The following is a 15405-nucleotide window of genomic DNA, read 5'->3' on the forward strand; positions in this document are numbered from 1 at the left end:
CTTGAGCGAAGAGCATTACAGCGAACGCCGCCGCTTCGATGACGGCAGGATCCCCATCAGCTCCCGGTATTTCGCCACGGTCCGGCGCGCGATGTCAACGTTTTCCGCAGCGAGCATCTTGGCAATTTGCTGATCGCTTAAAGGATTGCGCGGGTCTTCCTGAGCGATGATTGCGCGGATGCGCTCCTTCACACTTTCCGCGGACACCTCGTCACCATCGGCGGTGTGCAAACTCGACGTGAAGAAGAACTTGAGTTCAAAGGTGCCTTGGGGGGTGTGAACGTATTTGTTTGCGGTTGCACGGCTTACCGTCGACTCGTGCATGCCGACGTCCATCGCAACGTCTTTCAACACGAGCGGCTTTAAATGGGAGATTCCATGCTCAAAGAATTCCCTTTGGAATTTGACGATACTCTGGGTTACGAGAAGTACCGTCCGCTGTCGTTGCTGGATACTCTTGATCAGCCAGGCCGCGGAACGGAGCTTTTCTTGGACGTACTTTTTGGCCTCGCCGTTGCCCGGTGTGGAGAGAACTTGCCGGTAGTAGTTGCTGACCCTTAAGCGAGGGAGACCATCGTCGTTGAGCGTGACAACAAACTCATCCCCAATTTTGTGGACAAAGACGTCCGGAGTGACGTAGCGCACCTCGCCCTCGTCAAAGTCCCGGCCGGGCTTAGGCTCGAGCGTTGCGATGTATTTGGCCGCATCAGCAACCTCGGCAGTGGAAGTGCCGAGCTCCTTCGCAATCCGGTCATAACGACGACCCTCGAGAAGCGGCAGGCAGTCATGCACGATGCGGTACGCAAGCGAATCCTCTTTCCCCTCGACACGGAGCTGGATGAGCAAACATTCCCTCAGGTCTCGCGCACCGACCCCTGGTGGATCCAGCTCCTGAATGCGGTGCAGCACGCGCTCGACAACATCGAAATCTTGCCTCAGTTGGAATGCAACGTCCTCGAGCGCCACCGTCAGGTAGCCATCCTCGTCCAAATGCCCCAGCAGAACGGCGGCAATTGGCTCTTCCTCAGGCGGAATCCCGTTCATGCGCAACTGCCAAATCAGATGCTCAGTCAACGACATCTGCTTCAGTGGCAGGTTCTCTAGAGGACGGCGCTGTTCGTCTTCCTCGTCCCGATCCACCGGCTCTTCGGCCGCAGCGGCTTGCCAGTCGTTACTGTAGTTTTGCAAATACTCTTTCCAGTCGATGTCGCTGAGGTGCTCCGATGCGTTCACTTCCTCGGTGGTTTCCCTCGTGGGAAGTGCTTCTGACCACTCTCCATCCCCAGTGGCCGCTCCGAGACCCCCTTCGTCGGTCAGCTTTTGGCGCTCGATCGCTGGGGAGGTCTCTTCTACGTCCTCTTCGAGAGTTGGGTTTTCTTCCAACTCCTGGCTAACAATCTCCTCCAACTCCTGACGCGAAACCTGGAGAATCTTGATGGCCTGACGCAACTGCGGCGTCATGACCAACTGTTGGCTGAGCTTCTGGTAGAGCTTCGTTTCCAGCGCCATGAGCGTTACAACTGGAAATGATTCCCCAGATACGTGTTCCGTGCACGCTCGCTCGCGGTGATTACCTCGGGCGACCCCTGCTCGATGACGACGCCATCAGCAAGGATGTAAGCGCGATCACAGATGCCCAGGGTTTCCCGTACGTTGTGGTCCGTAATCAACACCCCAATTCCTCGCTGCTTTAGCTGGCTGACGATTTGTTGCACGTCCAGAATAGCAAGAGGGTCTATGCCTGCAAAAGGTTCGTCAAGCAACATGAAATGCGGTTGAGTCACGAGTGCGCGCGCAATTTCCACCCGCCGCCTCTCGCCACCGGAAAGTTCGAAGCCTTTGTTGTTCGCCACATGTCGCACCCCGAGTTCTTCCATCAGTTCTTGTGCACGTGCCTTGCGCTGTGCACGAGTCAGCGGCAACGTTTCTAGGACTGCGAGAAGGTTCTCTTCGACGGTGAGTTTACGAAAGATGGATGCCTCCTGCGGGAGGTAACCGATGCCGATGCGGGCACGTGCGTAGAGCGGCAAGTCGCTAATGTCGCGCCCGTTGAGCAAGACGCGACCAGCATCAGGACGCACCAAACCGACGAGGATGTGGAAGGTGGTGGTTTTTCCAGCGCCGTTTGGGCCCAAAAGGCCCACAATTTCGCCTCCGCGCACCTCGAGTGAAACATTGCGGACAACCTGTCGCCCGCGGTAACTCTTACAAAGCTCAACTCCAGACAGTGTGCGGCTCCTGGCCGGCGACTCGGGGGAAATACTCATGGCTTCTCGGCGGGCTGTTCCCTTCTTAACGCAGGATGTGCGCCTCCCGGATAGAGAATGGCTTGAACGCGTCCCCGCCCTCCGTCCACAACGCTCCGCCGCTCTTGGATGAACACGGTCACTGTATCCCCGCGCACCTCGTTCTGGCCATCGTGGAGTATCGCGTCGCCGCGTAGGATGGCCGTGCCGTTGGCTTGATCGAAAATCGCTTCTTTCGCCGTGGCCCAGCGGTTGCCTTGCGAAAGCCGAACACTTCCGATGGCGCGAACTTCACGAATTTGCATTTCTTTTCCCGGTGCAAGGGAGATGTGGAGTTCGTTAGCCGAGAGAGCAGCGTCCGCTTGCCGGACCTCCACGTTGCCATAGTACGTGAGAAGGTGCGATTCGTATTGGAACTCCAGCCGGTCAGCCTTCACAACGATCGGCGCATGGCTGTTGGCGAAGGAAAGTGCACTAAACCAGTCCGCCTCTCCCTTAGGGGCATCTTCGGCACACCAAGAGGTTCGCGGCATGAATGCCAACGCCAACACAACACCTGCCAATAACCTTCGCAAAGATTTAAAGAGGTGCGTGGGGAAACTCCCTTTGAACCTGATTTGGATGCAAGACGGTGTGCACCTCACCTTCCAAAAACAATGTGCTCAACCGCAAATCCACTGTGAGGCGTGAGCCTGTTAACTCTAGGCCGCCACCGGCCAGGTGGATCGGCCCTGGAGCCACAATTGTTTCACGAGAACGCTCGTATAAGGCTGAGGGGATCCGCAACATGTAGGGGCCCAGAGAAAATTCCACGTCTCCGGCCACCTCCACAGAATCGATCTCTCCGTCGGCAAGGCGCAGGCGCCCAGAGTTACTGCGGATGCCAATCCACTGTCGCTCGTCCAGGTACCATTTCAAATTCACGTTCCGAATGGAAGCCTCGCGGTGCGTCTGGCTATATTCCACGTCAGCGGCGGACACCTCCCAAACCGTTCGACCATCTTTTACTTGCGAACGATGAAACGCCCGCGCCCGTTGTGTGACCCCGGGCGCTAGCTGTGCGATCAGAGGCGCGGCCGAACGAGCGGCGCGAACCGTTCTCCACAGTTGCACGACCAAAACCGCAGCGAGTATGGCGACTGCGGCGAGGAGGAAGTGAAAAGCACGTAGGCTCATTGTTGACTCAGCAGGAACCTTGTTATCACCAGCGCCTAGGAGCGTAAAGCTTGGGCTATGTGCCACTTGTCGACACGCCGAGCAAGCAAGTGAAGTGGTTCGGTGTCGGGTAGGATTTTGCGTCACGCCTGGCGCGCGTGCACGCGATTCGCCCACCGGTGGAGATTGGTATTTCTGGAGTAAGCTACGAGCTGCATCGGTTGATTGGTCTCAGCGCAGGTCCAGCGGAAGGGAGCGCATTTCACCCCCCGTGGCTGGCTCCGGTGCTCGATTGAGGGTTCGGGTTGACGCTTCTCAAACCTTCGGAGGTGGAGCCCTCCGCAACCACGGCGGGTAAGGAGGTTCGGCCGCTTATGTTGCCTTTTTAAAGCGAAGCGTGCTAGTTGCGGGCCTGTGGTTCGTGGTGAAGGCGGCGTACAGTCGAGTTACCCGCGAGTGATCGAGCGGAGCGCGGCTAGGCGTGGCGGCTTTCCCCGAAACACGAGAAATTAGCTGTACGAGGGGAAAGCAACATGGTGCAAGGTACGGTGAAGTGGTTCAATGGGCAGAAAGGCTACGGCTTCATTACCAAAGACGACGGCCAGGACGTCTTTGTGCACTACACGGCGATCAACGGCCAAGGCTTTCGCTCATTGCAGGAGGGCCAGCGCGTGGAGTTTGAGATCACGCAAGGCCCGAAAGGATTACAAGCCGCCAACGTTACAAAGATCTCGTAGCGTTGTTCTCATTGGTCCCACGTTGGGCTTCCTGACCGGGGCATGGGAAGCCGGTGCGGCAACCCGGGCCGCACTGTTGCGGCGGGCGGCGGTAGCGCCCGTCATGTGGTGGCGTGTTGGTCGGTGGGCCCAGTGGTACGCTGTGCACATGGACCTGGTGCCGGAATGAACACAACCCAGTTGGCAGCCTGGTCGGTGCACCTTTACACGGCTCTCGGGGCCGTTCTTGGCTTTCTTGCCCTGGAAGCAATTGCGCGAGATCAGTACGCACTCGCATTTTTGTGGATGGCAGTTGCGACGATCATCGACAGCACAGATGGCAGCCTCGCGCGGCGGTTTCGGGTTAAACAGGTTCTCCCCACCTTTGACGGAGCTCGGCTTGACGATATTGTGGATTACTTGAACTACGTCGTCGTTCCGATTGTGTTGGCTTACGATGCCGGACTCGTACCGGCCACAATGTGGGGACGCCTTGTCTGTGCCGCACCGCTCTTGGCCAGCGGCTACGGGTTTTGCCAAGTGGATGCGAAGACCGCGGACCACTTTTTTAAGGGCTTCCCTTCTTATTGGAACATTGTCGTCTTTTACTTGTACGTGCTCGGTACGCCGACTTGGTTCAATACGTTCACGCTGCTGGTGTTCTCTGTGCTCGTTTTCGTGCCGATTCGGTATCTTTACCCAAGCCGAAATCCCGTGGCGCGGCGCGTGACGATTCTCTTAGGGCTGGTATGGGGAGTGTGTCTGTTTACGCTGCTCGCGCAGTTCCCTTATCCTTCCAAGGTGCTTGGCTGGCTCTCGTTGTTCTATCCACTTTATTACCTAGGCCTCTCGATCCACCTGGATTGGAGGCTACGGAAAGCAGCTAACCCTTCGTCTACTCAGGGTGCTGCTTAGGAATCGCCGCACGACTTCAGAGCGCGAAGACAGTCGCTGCGACCGTTAGTTAAAGGGGAGCGTCCGTGGATTCTTTAGTCGACGTACTGCGCCGGATTCCCCTTTTTGCCTCACTACCGCGGGGAAGTTTCGCGAAGATCATCGCTGACCTCATCGAGGAACATCATCCTGTGGGTGCTGTGCTCTGCTTTGAAGGTGAGCCAGCGCGGGATTTCTTTATCGTACGGGAGGGGTCGGCTGCTGTCTTGATCAACCGGGATCGTGGCCACCGGGAGCTTGTCGCGACCATCGACCCGGGAGATTGGTTCGGAGAAAGAGCACTGTTTGCCGAGTTTCCACGCAGCGCAACGGTGGTCGCTACGGTACCCATGGCGGTTTGGAGACTGAGCAAAGAGAAGTTCGACGCCCTCTTGGAAGAAAACCCTTGGGTCATCCGCCACCTCACGCAGGTGCTCAGCGAGCGCCTTTATCAAGCGAATCGCGAACTCAGCGCCTGGCAACACAAGTGGGCCGAGCATGTTCGCCAGTGGCTCGCCGATCAAGCCCCGACCGTTCGCGAATACGCCCTTTACCTTGCTCTGCTGCCGGCGGTAACGAACGAGGCGCTCAAAGTCGTCGCTGCGGTGACGAAGCGCCAAGGAGCAGACGACCTCAGCGAACCCAACTGGGCCCGCTTTCTTCGACAGATAACGAACAGGCAGGTGCCCCAGGCGGCAACCCGTGAGCTCTTGCTGAGAGAAGCGAGACGACAATGGGGAGACGAAGAACTTGCTCGCCGGCGACGAACCTTGGCTGCCAAGGCAGAGGAAATGGAGCAATGGGATCTAGCCGCCGTCCTTTACGAACAAGGCGGTGAACCCGGTGAATCAGATCGCTTGCGCGCGCGATCGGGTGGCGATAGCGAGGCGTTGGTTGCGGGGATCTCAAGCTTGTCTGTAGGCGTGTCAGGAAGAACGTCAGGAAGCGTTTTGATCCAGGATCGATGGCAGAATACCCGCCGGCTACAGAGCCTTGCGCCCGAAGAAAACGCACCGAACCGGGAACCAAGGACCGCGTTTTTGTGGAGCCACCCATGGCTCTCCGCCGTAGCCGCAGTGGTCATCGCTGGTGGGGGATGGTTTTTGCCTGTTCCCGCCGGACTCTCCCCCGAGGCGATCAAAATGCTTGCGGTTCTCGCCGCAGCCGGATTGCTCTGGATTACCGAGGCATTGCCAGATTACGTGGTTGCCTTGGCGATGATCCTCGCGTGGGTTCTATTCCGCATCGTTCCCCGGATGTTGCCGTCTCGGGGTTCACGCAAGACACCTTCTTTCTCATCATTGGGGTGCTCGGAGTGGGGGGCTCCTTATTGGGGTGCTCGGAGTGGGGGTCTCCTTGCAGGCCTCGGGGCTGTTGTTTCGCCTCCCCCTACAAGTGTTGCGGCGCTTTCCGTTAAGCCAACGCGGCCAATGCGTCGGACTAACAGTAAGTGGCACTCTCATGACGCCGGCTTTGCCGGATGTGACATCGGGCGTCGCCATCGCTAGCCCCGTGGTCTTGGCCCTTTCGGACTCCTTGGGATACGCTCGCAAGAGCAATGGTTCGGCAGGCCTAGCCATGGCTGCCTTGCTGGGCTTCGGCCAGATGAGCCCTTTTTTCTTGACTGGTGCCGCGGAAAATCTCCTCGCGTGGAGTCTCTTGCCCGAGGCAGCGCAGGTACAGGTCACCTGGCTCTCCTGGCTCGGCGGTGCGCTAGTTTTAGCGGGCACGACTTTAATTCTGGGGCTGCTGTTCACCTGGTGGCTTCTCCCTGTCGAACACCCACCCAAGGCATCGCACGGACTCATCCAAGCACAATTGGAAGCGCTAGGCCCGATGTCAGCCTCCGAGGGCATCAACGCGCTCGTGCTTGGGGCGGCCGTCGTTGGCTGGATCACTACCCCGCTTCACGGGGTGAGCGTGGGATGGATTGCGATGGCTGCACTCACCGCGTTACTGGTTTGCAATTTGCCCGGCCGTGTTACATTCCGCTCAGCAATCTACTGGGACTTTTTGTTTTACCTTGGGGCCGCGCTGAGCCTGACTGAAGTTGTCCGGCATTTGGCAATCGACCAGTGGCTTGTGGCTCGTTTGGCCCCGATTCTCGCCCCTGCGACCCAGTGGCCAATGGTATTCTATCCCTTGGTTGCCTGTACGCTTTACTGCGCCCGCTTTGTGTTGCCGAGTCTTCCGCTCGTTTCGCTTTGGGTCATTGGCCTCTTACCGATTTGCTCCGCAGCCGGCTTACACCCCTTGCCCCTCTTGCTGGTGACAAGTGCGGCTGTCGCCATATGGTTCATGCCATACCAAAGTCCCGCCTACCTAGCGCTGTACTTCGGGACGAAGGAAAGGTCGTTCACCCACCGGCAGGTGCGTGCGCTCGCGTGGTCGTACGGACTCACGTATCTCGTCGGTATCGTACTGTCGGTGCCCTACTGGCGCTTGTTGGGTTGGGTGCCGTGAAGGGCCTTCTGGTCGGACGCGACTTCCTTACCTCACAGGGGTTTCGGGAAAAGTCGCTCTTGCATTGTGTAGTCCAACTGGCTGAAATGATCCCGACCAGGCGAGGGAGAACAACGCGTGCGTAGTTGTAAGCTATTTCGTTGTGCATGGTCCTGGGTAGTTCGCGTTGTGCTCTCATGGCTCTGGCACTTCCTCGTTGTGCTGCCCTGCGCCCACGGGTTTGTCGCTTTTGAGAGCGGCCCGGTGCGCCCATTGGCGCTAGCCCCTGACGGCAGTCGCTTATTTGCGGTCAACACGCCAGACAATCGACTCGAAGTGTTCACAGTCAACGGCGACGGTTCGTTGACGCACTTGACGTCCGTTTCCGTCGGGCTCGAGCCCGTGGCAGTTGCGGCTCGCTCTGCGGAGGAAGTGTGGGTGGTGAATCACTTGTCGGACAGCGTGAGCGTGGTTCGGCTTCATCCATTGCCTGGAAGGGTTGAGCGTACGTTGCTCGTTGGGGACGAACCCAGGGACATTGTGTTCGCCGGACCTAACCGCTCGCTCGCGTTCATCACCGCGGCACACCGGGGACAGAATGTGCCGTTTGATCCACAGTTCACGACGCCCGGTGTGGGGCGAGCAGATGTGTGGGTCTTCGATGTAGAAAACTTGGGTGGGAGTTTGGGTGGTACGCCAGTGACGATTCTTCATTTGTTCGGCGACACCCCGCGGGGGCTGGCCGCTACGCCAGATGGAAGCCGCGTCTACGCAGCGGTTTTCCACTCGGGGAATCAAACGACTGCTATTGGGGAGGCCGTGGTTTGCGATGGTGGAGCTCAAGCCGGTCCATGCACGGTTTCTGGCGTCGTTGTACCGGGAGGACTGCCCGCGCCGAACGAAAACTTTGAACACAAACGCGGCCCGGAAGTGGGGCTCATCGTCAAGTACGATCGCACCTCTGGTCGCTGGCTCGACAGTGCGGGGCGGGATTGGAGCAATGCGGTTCGATTCCATCTGCCCGACTACGATGTGTTCACGATCGACGCGACAACATCCCCACCGCAAGAGATCCCGCAGCAACGGTACGCGGGCGTGGGAACCATTTTATTCAACTTGGCTGTGAACCCGGCTAGCGGCCGCGTGTACGTCTCCAACACCGAGGCACTCAACGAGGTACGCTTTGAAGGCCCAGGCATTTTCGGCGGGTCGACAGTTCGGGGCCGACTCCATCAGGCCCGCATCACGGTGCTCGACGGGACGAGTGTGCAACCGCGGCACCTCAACAAGCATATCCGTTACGATCTCTTTCCTGCACCGGCAGCGGTTAACCGCGCCAGCTTAGCGACGCCGCTCGATGTCGTGGTGACGAACGATGGAAGTACGCTTTACGTTGCTGCCTTCGGGTCCAGTAAAGTTGGGGTCTTCTCAACGAGTGAGCTCGAAACGGACACATTCGTCCCGTCGGCCAAAAATCACATTGAAGTCGCCGGTGGCGGGCCCGCGGGATTAGCGCTGAACGAAGCGGCGAATCGGCTATATGTGCTCACTCGCTTCGACAACGCGATTGCGGTGATCGACTTAGCGAAGCGCAGTGAAGTGCAGCGTGTGTGGCTGAATAACCCAGAACCCTTTTCCATCGTTGCGGGAAGACGATTCCTCTACGATGCTCGCTTGACCTCGAGCAACGGTGAAGCCTCGTGTGCGAGCTGCCACGTATTTGCCGACGTGGACTCGTTAGCGTGGGATCTGGGGAATCCAGACGATGTTGTACAGCCAAATCCAAACCCTTTCCGCATCGGGCCGGTCGGTGATGCGAGCTTTCATCCTCTCAAGGGTCCGATGACGACGCAGACGCTCCGTGGCCTCGCCAACCACGGCCCCATGCACTGGCGTGGGGACCGCACCGGAGGGCATGTCCCCGGGGGATCGCCCTTAGATGAGGCAGCGGCCTTCAAAGCATTCAACGTTGCATTCCCGAGTCTGCTCGGGCGAAAGCAGCCTCTTTCGGACGAACAAATGCAGCGGTTCACGGACTTCATTTTAAAGGTCGTGCCACCGCCAAATCCGGTGCGTAACCTCGATAACTCGCTGACGCCAGAGCAGCAGGCAGGCCGGAATTTCTTCTTCAATACGGCCGTTGATGCCGGGAGTTTGACGTGTAACTTTTGCCACACGCTCAATCCGTCGCTGGGCTTCTTCGGTACCGATGGCCGCTCGAGCTTCGAAGGGGAAACCCAACACTTTAAGATCCCACACCTGCGGAACGCGTACACAAAGATCGGCATGTTCGGAGTGCTCCCGAACGCCCAGCTTCCAGGCGGTTCGAGCGCTCACCAAGGCGACCAAATTCGTGGATTCGGTTTCCTTCACGACGGAAGCGTGGACACACTGTTTCGCTTCTTCACTGCGACGGTGTTTACCTTTCCGAGCGACGTAGAGCGCCGGCAGGTGGAGCAGTTTGTGCTCGCTTTCGATAGCAACTTGGCACCGATTGTGGGCCAGCAAATTACGCTGCGAGCGGACAATGGTGGTGTCGTCACTCCCCGGATTAATTTGCTCCTGAGCCGGGCGGCAGCCGGAGAGTGTGATGTTGTCGTGAAGGCGACAGTAGGCGAAGAGGCACGAGGTTGGTACCGTACGGCGGCAGGCACGTTCCAACCAGACCGAGAACAGGAACAGCCATGGAATGACGCAGAATTGCGCGCGCTGGCCAACTCTCCCGGTCAGGAAGTGACCTTTACATGCGTACCCCCAGGTGAGGGCCCGAGGATCGCTCTCGACCGTGACCAAGATGGAGTGTTCGACGGGGATGAGCGGGACGCTGGCACCGATCCCGGAAGCGCCCTTAATGTGACGAACGAAGCAATTACATGTTCTGGCGTTGGGGGGTCGATTGTTTCCTCCGCTTTGACGATCACCAAGAATCAGCCTCCGTTCGGAGACGAGCGATTTCGCCTGCGTGCCGACATTTTGTTGGGGGGGGCATCAGGCACGGTGGACCCGCAAGCCAGAGGTCTACAGCTACGAATCGATGACAGCGCGGGTAGTCCGATCTACAACCGGGTGATTCCTTGGGGTGAGACGACGAACGCGCGTTATCCGGGATGGGTGGTTAACGGCACGCGCACACGTTGGACGTATCGTGATAAAGCCAAGCAGCGCTCGCCAGGAATCGAGCGTGCTGTGGTGGAGGACCGCTCGAAGCACACCCCTGGCCTATACCGGCTCTCCGTGACTGGGTCGGCGGCAAGCTTCGCCGTCGATCCCGAGCGGCTGCCCCTTAAGCTTACGATTGTTCTCGGTGGTGCTGCCGAGGGAGCGCTGGGGCTTTGCGGGCAACTCGCGTTCAATCCGTCCGCGGGGCCGCGTCCTTCCTGCAGTGTCAGCACAAATGGCTCGACGGTGATGTGCCGCTAGGCCCGACGCGTCGAACGAGGCGCCCACGGTGCGCCCGGCACTCAAGTGGAGTGCCGGGCGCACTTGCGCGTGCCTGCGTTACACCCTTGTTGCGGGTCGTTACTTTGGTGGCATGCGTAAAGCGCCGTCGAGCCGGATCGTTTCACCGTTAATGTACGGGTTTTCGACAATGTGGGTGGCAAGGGCTGCGAACTCCGCTGGCCTTCCTAACCGTGGAGGGAACGGAATATTCGCCGCCAATGCTTGGCGTTGGGGTTCTGGCAGGAGAGCCAGCATCGGAGTGTCAAAAGTGCCGGGTGCGATCGTGACGCAACGAATCCCGTCCCGCGCTAGATCCCGCGCGATTGGCAACGTCATGCCTACAACCCCTCCTTTTGAAGCCGAATAGGCCACTTGGCCAATCTGGCCATCGAACGCCGCAACCGAAGCCGTGTTGATAATCACTCCACGCTCGCCCTCCTCATTCGGAGTGTTCTTGAGCATCTCCGTTGCCGCTAAACGAAGAACGTTGAACGTCCCGATCAAATTGACTCGGACGCAGAGCTCGAACATTTCGAGAGGCATCGGGCCAGATTTTCCCGTGGTTTTCATAGCGGTGCCTACCCCGGCGCAATTCACGTTAATATGGATCGCCCCAAAATTTGCCATCGTCTTTTGTATCGCATCCATGACTTCCTTCTCGCTCGTCACGTCCGCCGGTACGAAAATCACCCGCTCTTCGCCGAGTTCGCGCGCAAGCTCTGCACCTTTCGAGTTTGTACGGTCGAGGATCGCCACGCGCGCTCCCCTGCCCACAAAAGCACGCACGGTTGCTTCACCCAGACCCGACGCCCCCCCAGTGACTAACGCTACAGCCTTGTCCAATTGCATTCGTCCTTCCTCCTCATTCTGACCGGTCGTCTCCGCAGGCAATCCGAACCGAAGTTGGCGATGTGTACCACGCTCGTGAAAACCGTCAATCCAGCGGCTCTTGCCTCCGTCGGGGCGGACCCTCAGAGCACTGCGGTGCCACCGTAGTTAGGACCATCGCTTGCCTATGTTGATTGGGGCGAATTGCGAGCAGAGAAGTCAGAATCATGGCGCAAAGGAGGCGAGCTCACGGGTTTCAATCCGTATCGTCCGGGGTACAGCTCTACTGGAGCGCGCCAGCTCGAAAAACCCCTTTTAAACCATTAGGGATGCGGCTTAAAGAAAGTAGGTGGACGAGCGGTAGAGGTATTCAAGAAGGCCGGCCACCATCGGTAACGATCGCAGCTATGTTCTCCCGAGGAGCGCGAAGAGGGAATTGGGCTAGGTCAGTGTGGAGGAAGTGCTTTGGCTTCTTAGTCCTGGCTGTGTTGATTGCTTGCAAGACGGCGCCGTACACGAAGCGGTCCCAACTGATCCTAATCCCCGAGTCGACGGAGATTGCGCTGGGTGTCAACGCCTACCGCCAAGTCTTGGCAAAGTCGGCCGTGACGCAGGATCCAGAACTTTTGGCCCCTGTTCGAGACGTGGGTCAACGCATTGCCAAAGTTGCGGAGCGGCCAGACTATCAGTGGGAGTTCACGGTCATCGAAAAGGCCGAAGCAAACGCCTTTGCGCTACCTGGCGGCAAAGTAGCCGTCTATACCGGGATTTTCCCGCTCGCCCGTGATACCGCTGGTCTTGCCGCAGTGGTGGGCCATGAGGTTGGGCACGCGCTCGCGCGTCATGCCGGCGAACGGATGAGCCAAGGATTGCTCCTGGACGTCGTGCTGACTCTCGGGGCGGCGGCGCTAGGTGGTGGTTCTCCGGAAACCCAGAGGTTGATCTACCAAGCACTCGGACTCGGGGCGCAAATCGGGTACGTCCTTCCATTCAGTCGGAGTCAAGAGGCGGAGGCGGACTATATCGGGTTAATCCTCATGGCCAAGGCAGGCTACGACCCAGAATCGGCACTGGGCCTTTGGCAACGGTTTGCGGAGCACGACAAGGAGCGGCCGCCCGAGCTACTGTCGACTCACCCCGACCCAGCAACGCGCGCGCGTAATATGCGCAAGTGGATTCCCGAGGCAAAGCGCTACTTTGCGGCAGCATCCCCTGCTCCAGTTCTGGCCTTGCCTACTCCTAGGCGATGAGGTTCAGTGCCATTGTGGGCCGCACGGAGGAACACCGGAATCCGCTTGTTGTGCGGGACAGCCACACCACCCATCCGCTCTGCTGCGGAGGCTGTTCGCTTGTAGTTGAAAGGTCCCCCGGGGGTCCCGCATCCGCATAGATGCACTGCTTGCCTCGAAGTTCGTTTCCTGAGGAGAGCAGGAGAGCCGGGGGATTGAACAGGTGGGCTGCTTGTGAGGACGAAATAGACTAGCTCTTCAGGCTCTCGAAAATTGGAGGAATCGCTGTGGGCTCTGAACGGCTCAAAAGCTTTCTGTACTTGGTCTTTGGGTACCTGACTGGCGCAGTCACGAGCGCCATGATCCACTTAGGGGACAGACTCGGGTTGTATCGAGCTTTGCGCGCGGCGGGTCGGCCGTTATCGCCAAGCGAGCTAGCCGAGATCACTGGCCTCCATGAACGCTGGGTTCGCGAATGGCTGTACGCTCAGGCCGCTGCGCAGTTGGTGCAATACACTGGCGATGGACGTTTTGAACTCTCCCCGGAAGCATCGTGGGTGCTGGCCGACGAAACCTCACCAGTGTTTGCCGCCGGGGCGTTCCATTCTTTGCCGGAGCAACTGGGCATCGTTCGCCAACTCCCGGAGTGTTTTCGTACCGGGCTTGGGCTCCCGTACGACGCCCTAGGACCCGAGGGTGCTGCTGGGATCGAGCGCTTCCTCGCACCTTGGTTTCGGAATTTTTTGGTTCCCCTGGTCCTGCCCGCACTCGAGGGGGTCGTTCCAAAATTGGAAGCTGGGGCCAAGGTGGCCGATATTGGCTGCGGTGCGGGTGTTGCCCTTGTACAGATGGCGGAAGCGTACCCGCGGTCTGAGTTCCACGGTTACGAGGTTTCGCGGCATGCCCTCGAGCGGGCGCAAAAGAACGTGGAAGCTGCGAGGGTTCGCAACGTATTTCTCCATTGCCAAAGTGCTGAATTCGTTGGACCCGAGGCTTCGTTTGACCTCATTACGGCCTTCGACTGTATCCATGATATGCCCCGCCCGCGCGAGGTTTTGTGTGCTGTGCGAAAGGCCCTCAAACCCGATGGAACCTTTTTTGTCGCTGACATCAACACTCGCGCAACGTTCGAGGAGAATCTTGCACACCATCCACTGGCAGCAATGCTCTACGGCATTTCAGTGCTCGCGTGTTTGTCGTCGAGCTTATCGGAACATGGTGGCGTGGGCTTGGGCACTCTTGGCCTCACAGAGCCGGTGATCCGAGAGATGGCCCAGGAAGCCGGATTTCGTCGGCTCAAACGTCACGACTTCGGAAACCCAGTGAACGCGTACTACGAGTTGCGACCCTAGTCCGTAGCGTCAGCCGTGCTGCCAGAGACGCAGGAAGAGTGTGTAGCGCCCCGGCTTCGCTAACCGATCGAGCGTTTGCACTTCTTCGTCCGAAAGCCGCCAGCCGAGCGCGCCGGCGTTTTGTTCCGCTTGCGCACCATTTTTCGCGCCGGGAATCGGGATCGTGCGCTTGCACATCAACCAGTTAAGCGCAACTTGGGCGGGCGTTTTGCCGCCATGGCGCTCTCCGATCCGGCGTAGTTCCGCCACAATCGGCTCCACTTCTTCCATGGAGTATGCGGAAAAGTTGCGCTTCCCAGGTGGAGGGTTTTTCACGCTGTACTTGCCGGTCAGGCGTCCTTGCGCCAGCGGCGAGTAGGCCAAAACCACCAAACCGAGCTCGGCGCACGCTTTGAGCAAACCTTTGCGCTCCGGGTCGGTGCGGAGAAGCGAGTATTCAATTTGATTGCTCGCCAACGGAATTCCCCGCCGCGTCAGGGCAGCATGAATCGCTCTCGTTTCCTTTTCGGAGTAGTTCGACACGCCGACCGCCTTGCACAGACCCGACTGCACAGCCTCCGCTAACGCCTCGGCCATTGTTTCATGAGAGCACAGGCTAATTGGGCCGTGAATCTGGTACAGATGCACGAATGGCAGACGCAACCGATCCAGCGAGGCCCGCAGAGCATCCCTGAGCTTTGTGCGTAACGGTACTCGCCAAGGAAAGGGGATGAATTTCGTCGCTACGAGCACGCGTTCGCGATTGGTCTTGTCCTCTTCGAGAAGCCGGCCGATGATCCGCTCGCTTTCGCCGTTGCCGTACATTTCTGCCGTGTCCAGGAGTGTGATGCCGGCCGCGACTGATCTGGCATAGGCCTCCCGAATCGTATCGAAGTTGTACGACGGGTCGTAACTTCCCATGCCCCAAGTGGAAGAGTCGCCCCACGCCCACGTTCCGAGCCCCATGGGTGGTAGCGTCCACTCCGTCCCAGCGAGCGGAAACCCTGGAAAGGTTTGGTCTCGTTGATCTGTGCTCATGACCTCCTCCGCATGACTCCGATTGCGCAGGGAGCAACCGTTGATC

At 58.7% G+C, this 15405-nt stretch carries 11 protein-coding genes and 2 pseudogenes; 7 read left to right on the forward strand and 6 right to left on the reverse strand.

Annotated elements, in window-relative coordinates; translation table 11 throughout:
* Positions 1-15: 15 nt before the first annotated feature.
* From rpoN to lptC, 4 genes are read right to left on the reverse strand one after another with little or no spacing between them, the layout of a single operon-like run.
* Entirely contained in the window at positions 16-1509 is a 1494-nt protein-coding gene (gene rpoN / locus N3C12_03855) for an RNA polymerase factor sigma-54 (protein MCX8071575.1), read from the reverse strand.
* Between the two features lie 5 nt (positions 1510-1514).
* On the reverse strand, positions 1515-2267 hold the full coding sequence (lptB, locus tag N3C12_03860) for an LPS export ABC transporter ATP-binding protein (GenBank protein MCX8071576.1): 753 nt from the start codon (positions 2265-2267) through the stop codon (positions 1515-1517).
* Complete coding sequence (locus tag N3C12_03865; protein ID MCX8071577.1) at positions 2264-2779, reverse strand: hypothetical protein; 516 nt, start codon at positions 2777-2779, stop codon at positions 2264-2266. The genes lptB and N3C12_03865 overlap by 4 nt, the downstream gene beginning before the upstream one ends.
* 46 nt (positions 2780-2825) lie before the next feature.
* Positions 2826-3422: an LPS export ABC transporter periplasmic protein LptC gene (lptC, locus tag N3C12_03870; protein MCX8071578.1), complete on the reverse strand. Its 597-nt coding sequence runs from the start codon at positions 3420-3422 to the stop codon at positions 2826-2828.
* 512 nt (positions 3423-3934) lie between these two features.
* Here lptC and N3C12_03875 point away from each other — a divergent pair.
* The 5 genes and pseudogenes from N3C12_03875 to N3C12_03895 all read left to right on the forward strand — a co-directional run bounded on the left by N3C12_03875 (position 3935) and on the right by N3C12_03895 (position 10330).
* On the forward strand, positions 3935-4138 hold the full coding sequence (locus tag N3C12_03875; GenBank protein ID MCX8071579.1) for a cold shock domain-containing protein: 204 nt from the start codon (positions 3935-3937) through the stop codon (positions 4136-4138).
* A 165-nt stretch (positions 4139-4303) separates the two neighbouring features.
* Positions 4304-5032 (forward strand): CDP-alcohol phosphatidyltransferase family protein, encoded by a 729-nt coding sequence (locus tag N3C12_03880; protein ID MCX8071580.1) that lies wholly within the window; start codon positions 4304-4306, stop codon positions 5030-5032.
* A gap of 179 nt (positions 5033-5211) precedes the next feature.
* Positions 5212-6276, forward strand: a pseudogene (locus tag N3C12_03885) (cyclic nucleotide-binding domain-containing protein).
* Between the two features lie 118 nt (positions 6277-6394).
* The gene (locus N3C12_03890; protein ID MCX8071581.1) at positions 6395-7513 is read left to right on the forward strand and encodes an anion permease; all 1119 of its coding nucleotides are present in this window, start codon (positions 6395-6397) and stop codon (positions 7511-7513) included.
* A gap of 168 nt (positions 7514-7681) precedes the next feature.
* Positions 7682-10330, forward strand: a pseudogene (locus N3C12_03895) (hypothetical protein).
* Positions 10331-11011: 681 nt separating this feature from the next.
* Here N3C12_03895 and N3C12_03900 read toward each other — a convergent pair.
* Positions 11012-11782 (reverse strand): 3-hydroxyacyl-CoA dehydrogenase, encoded by a 771-nt coding sequence (locus N3C12_03900; GenBank protein ID MCX8071582.1) that lies wholly within the window; start codon positions 11780-11782, stop codon positions 11012-11014.
* 428 nt (positions 11783-12210) lie between these two features.
* Here N3C12_03900 and N3C12_03905 point away from each other — a divergent pair, with 428 nt between their 5' ends.
* On the forward strand, positions 12211-13011 hold the full coding sequence (locus N3C12_03905) for a M48 family metallopeptidase (GenBank protein MCX8071583.1): 801 nt from the start codon (positions 12211-12213) through the stop codon (positions 13009-13011).
* A gap of 266 nt (positions 13012-13277) precedes the next feature.
* Positions 13278-14342: a methyltransferase domain-containing protein gene (locus N3C12_03910; protein ID MCX8071584.1), complete on the forward strand. Its 1065-nt coding sequence runs from the start codon at positions 13278-13280 to the stop codon at positions 14340-14342.
* A gap of 9 nt (positions 14343-14351) precedes the next feature.
* On the opposite strand, the gene N3C12_03915 is transcribed toward N3C12_03910, so the two are convergent.
* Positions 14352-15359, reverse strand: a complete 1008-nt coding sequence (locus N3C12_03915) for an aldo/keto reductase (protein MCX8071585.1) — start codon at positions 15357-15359, stop codon at positions 14352-14354.
* Positions 15360-15405 lie beyond the last annotated feature (46 nt).

This window comes from Candidatus Binatia bacterium, assembly GCA_026415395.1.
Classification (GTDB): Bacteria; Desulfobacterota; Binatia; order HRBIN30; family HRBIN30; genus HRBIN30.

Coding starts and splice junctions, on each gene's coding strand:
- rpoN (MCX8071575.1), bottom strand. CDS start 1,509: ATGGCGCTGGAAACGAAGCTCTACCAGAAGCTCAGCCAACAGTTGGTC.
- N3C12_03900 (MCX8071582.1), bottom strand. CDS start 11,782: ATGCAATTGGACAAGGCTGTAGCGTTAGTCACTGGGGGGGCGTCGGGT.
- N3C12_03880 (MCX8071580.1), top strand. CDS start 4,304: ATGAACACAACCCAGTTGGCAGCCTGGTCGGTGCACCTTTACACGGCT.
- N3C12_03875 (MCX8071579.1), top strand. CDS start 3,935: ATGGTGCAAGGTACGGTGAAGTGGTTCAATGGGCAGAAAGGCTACGGC.
- lptC (MCX8071578.1), bottom strand. CDS start 3,422: ATGAGCCTACGTGCTTTTCACTTCCTCCTCGCCGCAGTCGCCATACTC.
- N3C12_03915 (MCX8071585.1), bottom strand. CDS start 15,359: ATGAGCACAGATCAACGAGACCAAACCTTTCCAGGGTTTCCGCTCGCT.
- N3C12_03865 (MCX8071577.1), bottom strand. CDS start 2,779: ATGCCGCGAACCTCTTGGTGTGCCGAAGATGCCCCTAAGGGAGAGGCG.
- lptB (MCX8071576.1), bottom strand. CDS start 2,267: ATGAGTATTTCCCCCGAGTCGCCGGCCAGGAGCCGCACACTGTCTGGA.